Source organism: Shewanella sp. Scap07 (assembly GCF_013394145.1).
Lineage (GTDB): Bacteria > Pseudomonadota > Gammaproteobacteria > Enterobacterales > Shewanellaceae > Shewanella > Shewanella waksmanii.
In genome coordinates, this window is record NZ_CP041329.1 from 1,046,925 (window position 1) to 1,060,822 (window position 13,898).

A 13,898-nucleotide genomic window follows, 5' to 3' on the forward strand; every position below is an offset into this window, starting at 1 on the left:
GTAAATAAAAAAGTTTACTTAAGTGGTGAATAGGTAATAATAGACCTATAGCGATAGGCTGAAACAGGTACGCATGTGAAGAAAACCAGTGAACGTATTATTGAGTATATTAAGCAGCATGGACCAACAACGGCTAAAGTGCTCGCGAGCGAGTTTGCTTTGACGACGATGGGAGTGCGTCAGCACCTGCAGTCATTGGAAGATGACGGCATGTTGGTTTTTGAAGATAAAAAAGCCGCCCGTGGTCGACCGACACGTTATTGGGCTTTAACAGCAAGTACCAATAAGTTCTTTCCCGATCGACATGATGATCTTACCAGTCAATTGATTGAGTCTGTGGTCACTGTTTTTGGCGACGGTGGCTTAGAGCAGCTTATTGCTCACCGCGAGCAGCAAAGCTATAAGCAGTATTCACAACGCCTGCAATCGCACCCTGACTTGGCAGGAAAACTTAATGAGTTAGCACAAATTCGTACTGAAGAGGGCTATGTGGCCAATGTTGAGTTTGATGGCCAGTGCTACTGGCTATTGGAAAATCATTGCCCTATTTGTGCTGCGGCCAGTGGTTGTCTAAATTTCTGTCGTTCCGAATTAGCACTATTTCAGAGCTTACTGGGTGACTTAGCGAGTGTTAGCCGTGAAGAGCATATCATCGAAGGTGCTAGACGATGTGCCTACAAATTAACCCCCTTGACTGCTTAAACCATGAGATCAAATAGAAGTCGCTTGGATCGATTCATTAGCCAACACCAACAGTTGCCGCGCAAACAGATACGCCTGCTTGTGGCGCAAGGTGCTGTGACCGTCGATGGGGTTGTAGCTCGCGATGTCGCCATGCAAATCAATCAGTTTAGTTATATCTGTCTGCACGGTGAGGTGCTGCAAGCGCAACAGCCCGTTTACCTAATGCAGCATAAGCCGGTGGGGGTGGTGAGCGCTACGGTTGATGATAAACACCAAACCGTTTTAGACCTTATTGACCATCAAGATAAGCAGCAACTGCATATCGTAGGCCGATTAGATCTCAATACCTCAGGATTAATGTTATTGACCAATGATGGACAATGGTCAAAACGTTTAATGTCGCCCGAGCACAAGGTGGCTAAACGATATCGAGTGACACTACAAAATCCACTAAATAATGATTATGTAGAGGCTTTTGCACAGGGGATGTATTTTGAGTATGAAGACATTGTTACTCAACCTGCGCAATTGGAAATCATTGATACGACAAGCGCGATAGTGACCTTGACCGAAGGGCGTTATCATCAGATCAAGCGCATGTTTGGCCGATTTAGAAACCCAGTCATTGGTTTACATCGGTTTGCAGTGGGCAACCTTGTTCTCGATGACAGCTTGCAGGTTGGCCAAAGCAGAATGTTGAGCGCCGATGAGGTCAGCCAAATTTAGCGTAGTTGTTGTGCCATCGAGGTCAATATTACTGATTTTTAGGCCGACCAATATTCTGCACTGTTTATATTGATTTATTTGTCTATTTTGCTGTTTTTAGACTAACTTAAAGTGTTAGCCACAAACACTTTAGGACAGCATGCCGGGCACACAAAAGGTTGCAGAACGTCGATTCTTAATAGCGATTCGCGAATCCTTTATCGCTCTGTTGCCATTTCTTTTTGTAAACTCGCTAATGGCGTTAATTCTTGCGTTAGTCGATGTGTGGCAGCCGCAATGGCAGCAGTATGCCTTTTATACGTGGCTGCGAGAGTTCGGCATTGTGTTGTTCTCATTTTTTCCGTTAATGGCGATGTTGTCATTGTCATTTCATTTTGCCAAATATCTCAATATTTCTGCCGTCGTCGTGGCATCGTTATCCATTAGCGCATTAATTGCCTTACATATTCATGTTCACGGTGTGTCTATCGACAGCGAGAGCTTTAGCCAGTTTTTCGGTGATCCCAGAGCCGTGATCATTCCCATTGTTATGGCCTATAGCCTGCAATTTGTGATGTCGATTGAGCGCCTACAGATACTGACCAGTACCTCGTTAAGTGGTTACCTTAAACAGCATTTGAATATGCTGCTGCCGTTGATAATCTGTTTTATTGTGGTGACCAGCAGTGTGTGGATGGTGAGTGAGCTAGCGCAAAATATACTTGAGCCGTTTGTACAACAGTTGGCGGGGGCAGGTCTATTTAGCCAAGTATTTTTCAGAGTGCTCGTCACCCATATCCTTTGGTGTTTTGGGGTACATGGTGATAATGCTTACCTGCTGGTTGTTGGCGTCGACAATGGATTGCAGCAGGTGTTTCCGGCACTCACTATCGCGCAGTTTATGGATCTGTTTGTACTCTTTGGCGGTAGTGGGGCAACCCTGTCTTTGCTTATTGCTATTTTTATTGCAGCGGAAGATCGTAATGCGATTAACGTTGCTCGCATTTCATTACCGTTTTCGTTGTTCAATATTAACGAAATACTGATCTATGGTCTGCCGATCATCTTTAACCCTAGGCTAGTGCTGCCTTTTGTGCTGGTGCCTTGTTTGAATATGTTGATCGGCTATTTTGCTGTAGAACATGGCTTTATCGCCTTTACCGGCCAAGGGTTTCCCTGGGTAACCCCGACTATTCTTAATGGTCTTATTGCGGGCCAAGGCTTAAGCGTGGTGATCCTGCAGCTGATATTAATCGCCTTAGGTGTGGTGATATACCTGCCTTTTGTAAAGCGTTCTAATCTGATTTCAAGCGTCAATAGCATCGATGCAACCATGATTAAACGGGTACAACTTCAACACGATATCGACAAAATTGCCGAGCAAAATTACTCACAAAAACAGCAGCAATCCATTGAGCACAATCGCAATTTAGAGAAGACAATGAAAGAGGTGTTGAATGGTGAGTTGCTACTCTATTATCAGCCTAAGGTTGATGTTGAGCATAACGTTGCCGTGGGCTTCGAAGCATTATTACGGCTAAAAAATAGCGAAGGCAATGTGGTCGGTCCCTATTTCATTGAGGAGTTTGACCAAGCAGGGTATTCCAATTTGATTGATACCTTTGTGATAAACCGCTTGGCTGAAGATATGCTCAAATGGCACAACAGTAACTTCTTCCCCAAGGTTAGCCTTAACCTTAATCCCAATAATATTATTGATGAAGCCATTCAAACCTTGCTGTTTGAAAAGCTCGGTCAATATGCCGAGTCGATAGAGATAGAGCTGCTTGAGTCGGCATTCATGATTGATTTTGAACGTATTGAAAGCTGCATCAAACGCCTAAGAGACGCTGGCTTTGTTATTTTGCTCGATGATTTCGGCACCGGTTTTTCAAGTATTAGCTTACTTAGCAAGGTTAAAATTGATGGCATTAAGCTAGATAGAACCCTGTTAGAAAATATTGTTAACCCCAAAGGGCGAACGCTTTATTCGCACACTTGTATGTTGTGCCAAAGCCTTGGTTTTAGCCTGATTGCTGAAGGTGTGGAAACGACCGAGGAAGCCAAATTTGTTAAGCTTGCGGGTGTCGATTATGTACAAGGATGGCTTTATGCCAAAGCGTTGCCGCGAGAAGAGGCCAAGCGCTACATGATTTTATCGCAGCAACTTGGTACTTCGTCTGCGGTGGTTAAGCAATAAAAAAGCAGCCATTGGCTGCTTTTTTAATGCGGTGGTTAAGCTCGTTGCAGTTTGAGTAACCACTTGCCGTAGAGGTAGATACCAACGGCGGAGATAGTGCCAATGGCGCCAATGATATACCAAGCCATGCCAATGTCATGGGTGTTGTATAGCAAGGTTGTCAGTGCTTGTGCAGATTCGCCGGTATAACTCACCAACGTAGTAAACGCCTCACCTTGAGGAATCACCTCGATCTCTTGGGCACTCATGCCTCGCTCTGCCAGTAACTGCAGCGAGAAGATCTCTTTAGACGCGTACATCTCGTATAGCTTAGGGCCAAAGTAGCCTTCTAAGGTCCAGCCGATACCCTGAGGTAGCATTACAAAGCCTAAGTACATGGCTTTTTTGCCTTCAGGGGCAATGTTACCCATAAATTCATTCTTTTTAGGGCTGATCATCATTTCACCAAATGAGAACATCGCGATGGCCAATACCATCATCCAAGCCGCGTTGGTTGCGCCAATCAGGAAAAATGCGATGATGCTCATTAAACAGCCACCGAGCATAGCCGTGGTGATACGATACTTGGCGGTTAGTGCTGCAACCAAGAAGCAGGAGGTCATGATCATACCTGCATTGAGGTTGAGCATACCTTCAGGCATAACCTTGGTACCGGTGTTATCCAAACCTAGCCAGAATTGGATCACCCCGTTTGAGGTGCCTTCTGGACCAAATAATGAGGTCACAATGATACTGGTATCTACCCACTCAGCAATATGAATAGGTAACACATCAAACAGTGAGTTAAATAGGAACCAGAAGCCAGAAAACACCAACATATAGTAGATAACGACAGGTTTTTTCAACTCATGCCACGCATCTTTCCAAAGCGCTTGTTGCTGTATCTCACCCGCTTGAATCTTACGCTTACGCTCTAAGCGCTCCTCTTTACCCGGCTCTTTATATGCGAGCAAAAATAGGAAGTTAAGAGAGATTATCGCTGCGCAGGCGTAGAACACATTGTCCCAAGATAGCTGGCGCATATGTACCGCAACTAGCGGGCCAAGGAAACCACCAATATTAACGACTTGGTAGAAGATACCCCAAGCCATCGAGGTGTTTTGCCTTCCTGTTGATAATACTAAGGTGCCTTGAATCCCGGGTTTGAATATGCCGGTACCACCCGCGAGCAAAATCGCCCCAAATAAGAATCCCCAAAAGCTTGGGAAAAATGCCATGACTAAATAGCCTGCAATCTTAATGATTGTTGAGGCGAAAATTGTTTCTTTATAACCTACACGGTCAGAAATGCCGCCGGTAAAAACTGGAATAAAGGTCTGCATAAATGCCCAAATTGCGATGATGACACCGTAATCATTTAGGCTGATACCCAAGCCACCTTCCGATACAGGGGCTTTAGCATAGAGGCCGGCACTGGCTTTAACGCCGTAGTATGCGATACGTTCGACCAGCTCCATACCGCCAACAATCCAAAATACATAGCTCAAACTGGCAATGGAGGCCCACATACCGAGCTGTTTTACCTCACGCAGATCATTATCCGCATAAGGGTTCTTAGGGTCGCTCATAGTTATCCTTTACAATTTGTTGTTTATTGTTGTTATTTGCGACTAGCAAGTTTGCCAGAACGCTAAGCGCTTGTGAGTGCTTGCCACACTTTACCTAATTTGCCGCAAAAGAACAGCGCCAAATCCATACTTGTACGCTTGTTGTGATACTTAATGAGCAAATCTCATGTTAATCGTTGCAATCAAAACTATGGCGATAAAAAAAGCTGCCATTAGGCAGCTTTTTAATTGGTCGAGATGGTTATTTGGCATGTTTAGCAGCTAAGGAGCGAGCAAGAATACCAATGGTTGTGCCGTTATGGAGCAACGCACTGGTGGCAGGGGTTAGCCAGCCTAAGGCCGCAGCTAACATAATGCCACTATTGATATACTCAGTGAGTTTAATGTTGCTGTTGATTAACTTCATCGCGATATTGGCGAGAGTTCTCGCTTCTGCAACGGCGTAGAGTTGATCTTTTAGCAATACGACATCCGCCGCTTGGCGTGCCAACTCAGTACCGTTTTGCATTGCGATACCGACATCGGCTTGGGTGAGCGCTGGTGCATCATTAACGCCATCCCCAACAAACATGACTTTATGACCAGCTTGTTTGAGCTGTTCGATGATGCGGGACTTACTCTCTGGTGTTGCTTGTGCGTACACTTTATCTAAAGCCAACTCATCACCCAGCATTTGCGCTTTATACTGACTATCGCCAGAGATCATGATCAATTGCTTGATACCGCTGGCGCGTAACTGCGACAAGGTATCTACTACATCTTCGCGCAACTGATCACGCAGGCCAATCATGCCAATTAGACGTTTTTGATGGGCAATAAAAATCAAGTGTCGCCCTTGTTGTTCTAGGGCTTTGATCTCAGCTTCAAAAGGACTGAAATCGACATTTTCATGTTCTTCAAGGAAGTGGCGACTGCCCATATTGAGACAGTGCTGGTTTAGTGTGCTTTTCAAGCCATGGGCAATAATGTATTCCACTTCACCATGGGCGATATGCGGCAGCTGGTTATCTTGAGCGGCATTGACTATCGCTTGAGACAAAGGGTGGTTGCTATGCTCTTCAACAGAAGCCGCTATCGCGAGCAGACCACGCGCATCATTAGTACCATCGAGCGGCACAACATCAGTAACTTGCATGTCACCGTAGGTCAAGGTACCGGTTTTATCAAAAACACAGGTATCAATCTGACCTAGCTTTTCAATGGCGCTGCCACCTTTGAGCAATATGCCATTTTGAGCGGCGCGGTACATAATGGATTTGAAAGTCACCGGTGTACTCAGTTTGAGAGCACAGGAGTAGTCAACTAGGAACACCGAAGCGAGTCGATTAACATCTTGGGTCAGCGCAAACACCGCAGCTCCAATTCCTAAGGTGATTTTCACTCGGCGGTTAGCCATATCTTGAGTGACTTGCTGAATCTCACTTTTACTGCTTAAAGAGTCATAAATTAACTGGGCGATTTTTGCCGTAGTGGCTTCGCTGCCGACTTTATCGACACGCACCAAAATATTGCCCTCATGGACACTGGTGCCAGAATAGATGACGGCATCTTCTTCTCTGCGTACTGGCACATTTTCTCCGGTGAGTGCCGATTGATTAATCAGCGCTGCGCCTTTGATAATGGTACCGTCTATGGGAATCGCATCGCCGGGTTTGAGCTCGATGAGATCACCTTCGATTAATGAAGAAGAGTGCACCTGAACAGACTGGTTATCATTGAGCTTCCACACCATAGTTTCAGCAGGTTGCATAAGCTCTGCTAACAACTGGTCGCTATTGCGGCTGGTGCGTTGTTCCATGTATTCACCAAAACTAATCAGGCTTTGGGTCATCATGGCGGTGCTGTAGTCGCCACGCCAAGCAGACAGACCTACGGCAATAGCGTCGAGTACCTCAACAGATAAACGCTTATCTTTGAGCTCATTCACGCCTTCAATCAAGGTTGGAGCAATTAAGGTTGCGGTTGTCATCGCACCCCATCGAGAAGGCAATAATACTGCAGCTAATGTGCCAATCGCATTCATGGCAACATCACCGCGCGTATATTGATGCTCAGTCTCTTTCGCTTCGCCTTGTTCAAAGTCTAGCGCCGCGACCCGTTGCTTGATTGTCTCTTCGGTCAGTATCTGTGCATCGTATTCAATCGCAATTGAACCTGCATGACTGTTGACTCTGACCTGCTTGATACCTTGTATAGCGATTAAGCTTTGCTTTATCCAATCTTCCAGATCGCGATATTGCTTAAGCACTGCCAAACTGAAGCGAACCCGCCCCGGAATGTGGTGCTTGATGGTAATGGCCATCACTCCTCACCTTTATGCAAGTTGCGGTAATACTCTAGCTCTGCTTGGGTATCTTCAAGACGCTCTTTTAACTCTTCTACTTCACCACGGACTGCCGACCAAGCTTTTTCTCCGGTTGCGGTAACACCTTGCTGAACTTTCTTGTTACTCAGTAGGTAGGCAACGGCTGCACCAGCAGCAATTCCCATGACAAAGTGGGTTTTGCTATTACTACTCTTATAATTCGGCTGCTCCGGTGCTGGAGGCGTCGAGGTTGGCTGCGTAGGCGCGCCATAATAAGGGTAGGGGTAATAAGGTTTATGATTATTCATTGTGTTGACCATCTTTATGTTGTTGCAGCATATAGAGTCCCGCAGCACCGACGCTCAGTATTGTGAGCATCGACAATGCTGGACGGCCCGCCATTTGTTGCGCAAGATAAGTGGCACCGCCACTGGCAATGCCCGTTTTTAGGGCATCTTGTGTTGCCTGCTTGACCATATGGTCGGTGTCTATCTCGCCACTTTGACGGCGTTGCCATTGGCTGGCCGCTGACGCTGCCCCACCGACGAGTGCGCCAACCAGCATGGCCCTGCTGGCAGGGCTTAGCGTGTCTTGGCTGTTGCTCATGACTTGGCTTCTGGTGCGGTGGTAAGTTCAGGCTCAGCAGCCGTAGTTTCAGCCTCTTCATTACCTAGTTGTTGTGGCTCTGCTTGCTTGTGGCGGTCAACAGACTCTTTGAAACCTTCTTTGCCGGCAGAGTAGGTATCGCGGAATATTTCTCCGCCAGTATTCACATTTTGCTGCACATTCGATGCGGTTTTTACCGCAGCGTCTTTAACACCTTCACCGCCAGTCTTTAGCATATTGCCCGCACCAGATACGGCATTCATCAGGCCTTTTCTGACGTTTTCATTGCTTAGTAGTAATGCCGCTGCGGCACCGACCATTGCGCCTTTCCAAAATTCTTTATCATTCATACCCATATTTCCTAGTAGTTCTTTAAAAATTCCAGCTTCCTCTCCCAAAGCACCTTCTAACATGGCTTGTGCTTGTTCGAAGAAAGGGTCGCTGACGTCACCCTGTTGTGGATCTGATGGCGTCATATTTGGGGGCATTCCAGCAGGTGGCATATGCGACGGCCCATAGGGAGAAGCATGCTCTGCTGGGTGCGCATACGGATGTCCATAGGGCTGCCCTGGGTGTTGTGGTTGTGGGTGGCTACCGTGAGGGTAGCCGCCATGCGGATAACCATAGTGGTGCACAGGTGGATAATAATAGGGGTGCATCATATGAGGTGGCGGAGCATAGTATCCCGGTGGCGGAGTAGGTTGGCCCCAAGGGTTAGCTGGCTCAGTGCCGTTTGGAGGCTGATTATATGCCTGTTCCTTGTCATCACTCATTATCTGCTCCATTTAGCGTTAAACGGTCACTAATTTGATGGCAGGCCTCGCGGGCTGCTTGCTCTGATTCAGCAAATAAGGCGTCAATTAGTGCTGGTGTGATTTGTTGAGGGTCGTATTCGATAACCACACTGCCGGTCGAGTGATTAATCTTGTATTGCTTCAAAGCGGGCACCTTTTGTACCGCTTGTTCAATATCGCCGGTATTAAATGAAGCAAACTGGGCCAAAATGCCCAGTTTATATTTCAGCCTAATACGACCTGGTATATGGTGACCAATTGTCACCCAGCGCCTTAGCTTTAGCGCCGACTCTATATGTTTGTTCATGTTTAGATTATATCCACAATTAGGCTTTATCCATTGATAGATAGGTAAATTTTAAGATTAATCGACTTTTGTTTGTGCTAAATCAAACTTAAATGATATGATTGCGAATGAAAATGATTATCATCACACTATTGAGAATGGTTGGTAAAATTATGCAAACCTATATTCATAAAACTGCACAGCGTTTACGGGTTCGTTCTGACTATATTCGTAATCACCCTGTTGAGGTAACGCAGTTACTGTCACAGTTGCAGCAAATTGATGCCGTTACTGAGATTAAGCATAAAAAACATGCGGGTTCGGTTGCAGTTTGTTTTGATGCACAGCAGATGAGTGCTGATGATTTACAAGAGTTGCTAGAAAGCCATAGTTGGATGCAAGAAACCGCTAAGCCTTCTTATATTGAAACTGCGGTGGTAAAAGGCACTAAAACTTTAGCCAAGGGCGTGACAGTGATGGCACTGAAGCAGTTAGTTGGCCCGACATTTAGCCGAGCAATCCTGAGTATTTAAACTAGGTGTGGCAAACCGTTTATAGGTATTAATGCCCAATAGAATCGTTATTTTAAGATGAGTTTTCGATAAAAAAGCTGGCTACATAGCCAGCTTTTTTAATGCGCATTTACATTGACCACCCTGACGTGCTGGGCACTTTTTACATGGCGGTGACTTGAATGGGAAATGGGTGATATCTTTGTTGGCCACTGCGGGTTTTAGGCGAGTAACCGGTGCCAGTTTCTGCTTGGTCTTGGTGGTTTCTTTCGCCACCACTTCACCATCATCAAACCAGGACAGAACAGGACTAAAAGGCGTTTTTAGTTCATTCACCGCAGACTTAAGTGCTTGCTGAGAGAGCTGGCTTAATTCAACCCGAAGTTCATCATTGACACTCTCTAACTCGGTGACACGCTTGTGTAACCCTTTAAGTTGTTTCAGTGATTGCTTATTAGCCTTTTTAGCGCTTTTTTTGAGCTTCTTCAGTGCTTTTTTAGCGTTCAACATTTCACCTCATAGACTCTAAATTCTGTAAGCAATATAACAATATTTTTCTTGGCTTTAAAGCTAAATGATAATTAATCGCATTAATGTGTGATCGCTAATATAATGAGCAGGCAGAAACTGAGCTTGATGAATTGTAGTGTAAAGCGCCGCTATTGCCGTGCCGATTAAAAATACCAGCGACTTGCTAGCTGCCATTGCTGTTCTATCAAGTCATAAGGCAAACCTTGTTCGACTCTAGCGGCGCGACTGGAGTCAACGCGGTTGTATTCAGCCTGTAGAAACCAGCCTTTACTTAGGCGGTATTGATACGATGCCGTCATGGCATAACCGTCTTCATTATTGTCATCATCGGGTGTCAGGTCGTTATCTGTTACCTCGAACTTCTCGAAACGCAAGGTCAGTCTATGTTGCTGCCAGCGGCGGCTAAGTAGTAGGTAAGCAGACTGATACTGGTTGTTTACCACGTCAATGCCTTGGGGAGACTGCATCAAAGTATCGCCCCGCATATATTGAGCAAGTAGCAGTATTTTATAGGGGAGGTGCCATTTATTGTCGATATGAAAGAAACGGGTGCGCCAAGCATATTGGCCGTTTTCAAACACTAAGGTATCGGCGTTATTGTCGTAGTAGCCGGCAGACAGTTCGCCGTTGCCTTTGTAGCGCCAGCTGCCTTTCACGTGGTAACCAAAACGATTATCGAGTTCTAAAAAAGGGTCTGATCCCGCTGCCTGATCTTTGAGTGTACCGCCAGATAAGCTTGGCATATTACTCAGCGGCAGAGTTTCTTGAATCAAGGTTTGTCTCGAACTCATTGTCCAACCATGCCAAGCCAACATCGCCCCAGCGGTATCATTGTGCTGGAAGGTCGCTGCTGACAGGGCAAAATCATGCTGGCTGTTAGTGAACTTCCCTAAATGTTCTAGGGTGACTTCAGCACCGATATGACGAAATTCTTCTCCAAGCCAACTATTGATTGTTGAATAACTGAGGGTATAGGGGGAAGACCAAGCGGTGGCGACATTTTCAAGTGAAATACTGGGATACATTAACCCTAATTTAGCTTGCACTCTAAAACCGTTTTGCGAGGGTAGACCACGATACTTAACGAAGGCTTCAGTGATCCCTAGACTATCTCGTACGCCGTCTAAATAGCCATTAGCAGTCACGTGCGCCGCTAAGCCATTGTCTAGGGCCAATTGATAGGTCAATCCCGCTTGCGCTATGGAAAATTGGCTACCATCATCATATCGCAGCTTGCCTAGGCCGCCATCAACATAGGAATCAATTCCGTCGGTATAACTGGCTCTTACATCGAGTACTCCGCTGAACTTATGTTCTGCAGCTGTAATATCTGCAGTTAAAAAACATAGCATCCATAGCCAGTATCTCATCCGTGCCCCTTGTTAATTGAGTTCTACGACAGTGTTGTGACGTTTACGCTGATAGCCAGACTTTGCCAACCATAGGGTCAATGCCTGCGCATCTATGGGTTTAGATAGATAAAACCCTTGGCCCATTTCACAGCCACGTTCGGTTAGCCAACTGAGTGTGGCTTGGTTTTCAATGCCTTCGGCGACAACGCCTAGGCCTAAGTTGTGGGCCAATTGCAATGTGGAGGCGACGATGATTTGGTCATCATTATTGATCATCAGATTTTGTACAAATGACTTATCAATCTTAAGCTCGTCTACGGGCAACTGTTTTAATTGGGCTAGTGAAGAGTAGCCGGTGCCATAATCATCAATGGACAGCTTCAAACCGTGCTGTTTTAGCACTGATAATTGCTTAATGGCATTCTCAGGATCGGCAACCACAGCATCTTCAGTGATCTCAAGGGTGAGTGCTTCAATGGGCACCTTTTTGTTGGCAATAGTTGTTAGCACATAGTCACAGAAATCCGGATCTTTAAGGTTCTCTGCAGAGATATTCACCGCAATTGCTAAGTCCACACCTTGTGCCTGCCAATCTAAGTATTGGGTTAATGCAGAATTAATGACCCAGCGGGTTAGGGCATTCATTTGTCCCATCTGCTCAGCAATCGGGATAAACGTATCCGGTGGGATCATGCCACGATCCGGATGTTGCCAGCGCACTAAGGCCTCGACATGGGTGACTTTGTTCAGTGATAGGTTCAGCTTAGGTTGGTAGTAAAGCACTAATTCATCATTGGCTATAGCGGGTTTTAGCTCGTTGATCAGCTGCAAACGGTCGACACTATTTACATCTATTTGCTGGTGGTAAATCTGTACATCTAAGCGATGCTTTTTGGCGTGCTGCAGTGCGGTATCGGCTTGGCGCAATAAGGTTTCTAAGTCACTTGGGTAATGGACAAAGCTAACCCCGATAGTCAGCTGTAAATGCAAAGAGATATCTTGGTAGCAGTACTCAGCTTCAATCTCTTGCTGGATTTGCGCTATCAAGCTCCTGATCGCTTTGGCTTCGGTTTGCTTGATTGCCACGACAAATTCGTCGCCGTTAAGACGGCACACTAAGTCAATATTGTTGAAGTTAGTGAGTCGGCGGCTCACCTCTTCAATGACTTTATCCCCGACTTCATGGCCTAAGGTGCCGTTAACTTCAGTCATGCGGCGAATGTTGATCTGACATAACGCCAGTGGCATTTTTTGCTCAAACCAAGCTTGGGTGACCCTTGCAAGCTCATTCTTATTGCCTAAATTGGTGAGCGGATCGTGGAAGGCTTGAAATGCAATCTTGTTTTCGCGGCTTAAAATCGCTTGCTGCATCTCGGTGAACTCTTGCGCTAGCGCTTGCATTTCAGTGCTAGAACCCACCTCTACTTTAGTGTGGTAATTACCTTTAGCAATAAATCGGGCTTGGGTGATTAATTGGGTAATCGGTTTAGTGACGCCGCGGGCGATGATGTAGGCAACCATTAACGACAACGGCAACATCAGCAGAATCAACATCAGTTGCTGCAGCCATTGCGCTTGCGATGATTCAAGTGCATCTGTGCGGCTTAAGTACATAAAAGCGTGTAACTTTCTGCCCTTAATTTCACCTAAGAAAGCCTGCCATAACTGATATTCTTCGCTACGCACACCTTGCTGAATAAAGTCATTGAGGACTTGGCTGTCGCTTGTAGACAGCTCGCCAGCAGATAAACTAATGATTTGCTGAGCCTGATTATCGCCACTTAGCATAAAGCCTGTATTGAGGCCGGTTTGTTGCGATAGCGAGTGGGTGAGCTCATCTCCAATAATGTAGCCAAAGCCGATCCAGCCAATGATATTAGCCGCGCCACTAGTAATGGGGGCGAACTTTAACTGATAGACATGTTCGCCTAAGGGATAAAGCGGGCTGTTGTTGTCAAATTCCGAGCCTAAGGGATAACGAAACAAGTTACCCTGCTCTGGGCCAACTTTGACTTTACCTTGATCGACGCCTGCGGGCGTTAACAGCAATTCACCAATCACTTTACCTTGTTTATCGACTGCTATGGCAAGATCGGCATTGATGCGCTTACGGTGGTTATTAAGGGCGACTAAGAAGCTACGGCGGTCGTTATCAATAAAGACTTCCTTAAGACCGAAGTCTTTTGCAGCGGTTTCGGCAAACGCTGACAGGTAGTAATTACGATTGTCGTATTCAGATTTAAAGACTAATTCAGCAATAGACAGTTGATTGCCCAGTTGCTGTTGCTCAAGGCGTTTGTTGGCGTAAAAAGTGATAGCAAACGAGATCGCTTGCACAGCGATCAATAAGATCAC

The 13,898-nt window shown here is 45.9% G+C and carries 13 protein-coding genes; 4 read left to right on the forward strand and 9 right to left on the reverse strand.

Translation table 11 applies throughout. The features are described 5' to 3' along the window. The first annotated feature begins 75 nt into the window (after positions 1-75). The 3 genes from FLM48_RS04575 to FLM48_RS04585 all read left to right on the forward strand — a co-directional run bounded on the left by FLM48_RS04575 (position 76) and on the right by FLM48_RS04585 (position 3,589). Positions 76-702, forward strand: a complete 627-nt coding sequence (locus FLM48_RS04575; RefSeq protein WP_028773209.1) for a metalloregulator ArsR/SmtB family transcription factor — start codon at positions 76-78, stop codon at positions 700-702. A 3-nt stretch (positions 703-705) separates the two neighbouring features. Then, a complete protein-coding gene (locus FLM48_RS04580; protein WP_179023767.1) occupies positions 706-1,410 on the forward strand; it encodes a pseudouridine synthase in 705 nt (234 codons plus the stop codon). Between the two features lie 139 nt (positions 1,411-1,549). Next, entirely contained in the window at positions 1,550-3,589 is a 2,040-nt protein-coding gene (locus FLM48_RS04585) for an EAL domain-containing protein (protein ID WP_179023769.1), read from the forward strand. Positions 3,590-3,624: 35 nt separating this feature from the next. Here the strand turns inward: FLM48_RS04585 and FLM48_RS04590 are convergent, their stop codons facing one another. From FLM48_RS04590 to FLM48_RS04615, 6 genes are all read right to left on the reverse strand, one after another. Continuing rightward, positions 3,625-5,157 (reverse strand): MFS transporter, encoded by a 1,533-nt coding sequence (locus tag FLM48_RS04590; RefSeq protein ID WP_179023771.1) that lies wholly within the window; start codon positions 5,155-5,157, stop codon positions 3,625-3,627. Between the two features lie 241 nt (positions 5,158-5,398). Next, on the reverse strand, positions 5,399-7,459 hold the full coding sequence (locus FLM48_RS04595; RefSeq protein WP_256871053.1) for a heavy metal translocating P-type ATPase: 2,061 nt from the start codon (positions 7,457-7,459) through the stop codon (positions 5,399-5,401). Beyond that, on the reverse strand, positions 7,459-7,770 hold the full coding sequence (locus tag FLM48_RS04600) for a YtxH domain-containing protein (protein WP_179023775.1): 312 nt from the start codon (positions 7,768-7,770) through the stop codon (positions 7,459-7,461). Before FLM48_RS04600 ends, FLM48_RS04595 begins: the two co-directional genes overlap by 1 nt. Next, positions 7,763-8,068, reverse strand: coding sequence for a hypothetical protein (locus tag FLM48_RS04605; RefSeq protein WP_179023777.1), 306 nt, complete (start codon positions 8,066-8,068; stop codon positions 7,763-7,765). The genes FLM48_RS04600 and FLM48_RS04605 overlap by 8 nt, the downstream gene beginning before the upstream one ends. After that, a complete protein-coding gene (locus tag FLM48_RS22610; RefSeq protein ID WP_218645326.1) occupies positions 8,065-8,841 on the reverse strand; it encodes a YtxH domain-containing protein in 777 nt (258 codons plus the stop codon). Before FLM48_RS22610 ends, FLM48_RS04605 begins: the two co-directional genes overlap by 4 nt. Then, positions 8,834-9,169 carry an HMA2 domain-containing protein gene (locus FLM48_RS04615; RefSeq protein WP_179023779.1) on the reverse strand — a complete coding sequence of 112 codons (336 nt, stop codon included), beginning with the start codon at positions 9,167-9,169 and terminating at the stop codon, positions 8,834-8,836. Before FLM48_RS04615 ends, FLM48_RS22610 begins: the two co-directional genes overlap by 8 nt. Positions 9,170-9,276: 107 nt before the next feature. Here FLM48_RS04615 and FLM48_RS04620 point away from each other — a divergent pair, with 107 nt between their 5' ends. Then, the gene (locus FLM48_RS04620) at positions 9,277-9,681 is read left to right on the forward strand and encodes an HMA2 domain-containing protein (RefSeq protein ID WP_218645327.1); all 405 of its coding nucleotides are present in this window, start codon (positions 9,277-9,279) and stop codon (positions 9,679-9,681) included. Between the two features lie 81 nt (positions 9,682-9,762). On the opposite strand, the gene FLM48_RS04625 is transcribed toward FLM48_RS04620, so the two are convergent. The 3 genes from FLM48_RS04625 to FLM48_RS04635 form a co-directional block, all read right to left on the reverse strand. Further along, positions 9,763-10,170, reverse strand: a complete 408-nt coding sequence (locus FLM48_RS04625) for a hypothetical protein (protein ID WP_179023781.1) — start codon at positions 10,168-10,170, stop codon at positions 9,763-9,765. A 164-nt stretch (positions 10,171-10,334) separates the two neighbouring features. Further along, on the reverse strand, positions 10,335-11,561 hold the full coding sequence (locus FLM48_RS04630; protein ID WP_179023783.1) for a hypothetical protein: 1,227 nt from the start codon (positions 11,559-11,561) through the stop codon (positions 10,335-10,337). A 12-nt stretch (positions 11,562-11,573) separates the two neighbouring features. Further along, positions 11,574-13,898 carry a GGDEF domain-containing protein gene (locus tag FLM48_RS04635; RefSeq protein WP_256871055.1) on the reverse strand — a complete coding sequence of 775 codons (2,325 nt, stop codon included), beginning with the start codon at positions 13,896-13,898 and terminating at the stop codon, positions 11,574-11,576.

What these genes read in the sequence shown, in the direction of transcription:
- FLM48_RS04580 (WP_179023767.1), top strand. Translation starts at nt 706, where the DNA reads ATGAGATCAAATAGAAGTCGCTTGGATCGATTCATTAGCCAACACCAA.
- FLM48_RS04585 (WP_179023769.1), top strand. Translation starts at nt 1,550, where the DNA reads ATGCCGGGCACACAAAAGGTTGCAGAACGTCGATTCTTAATAGCGATT.
- FLM48_RS04590 (WP_179023771.1), bottom strand. Translation starts at nt 5,157, where the DNA reads ATGAGCGACCCTAAGAACCCTTATGCGGATAATGATCTGCGTGAGGTA.
- FLM48_RS04595 (WP_256871053.1), bottom strand. Translation starts at nt 7,459, where the DNA reads ATGGCCATTACCATCAAGCACCACATTCCGGGGCGGGTTCGCTTCAGT.
- FLM48_RS04600 (WP_179023775.1), bottom strand. Translation starts at nt 7,770, where the DNA reads ATGAATAATCATAAACCTTATTACCCCTACCCTTATTATGGCGCGCCT.
- FLM48_RS04605 (WP_179023777.1), bottom strand. Translation starts at nt 8,068, where the DNA reads ATGAGCAACAGCCAAGACACGCTAAGCCCTGCCAGCAGGGCCATGCTG.
- FLM48_RS22610 (WP_218645326.1), bottom strand. Translation starts at nt 8,841, where the DNA reads ATGAGTGATGACAAGGAACAGGCATATAATCAGCCTCCAAACGGCACT.
- FLM48_RS04615 (WP_179023779.1), bottom strand. Translation starts at nt 9,169, where the DNA reads ATGAACAAACATATAGAGTCGGCGCTAAAGCTAAGGCGCTGGGTGACA.
- FLM48_RS04620 (WP_218645327.1), top strand. Translation starts at nt 9,277, where the DNA reads ATGAAAATGATTATCATCACACTATTGAGAATGGTTGGTAAAATTATG.
- FLM48_RS04625 (WP_179023781.1), bottom strand. Translation starts at nt 10,170, where the DNA reads ATGTTGAACGCTAAAAAAGCACTGAAGAAGCTCAAAAAAAGCGCTAAA.
- FLM48_RS04630 (WP_179023783.1), bottom strand. Translation starts at nt 11,561, where the DNA reads ATGAGATACTGGCTATGGATGCTATGTTTTTTAACTGCAGATATTACA.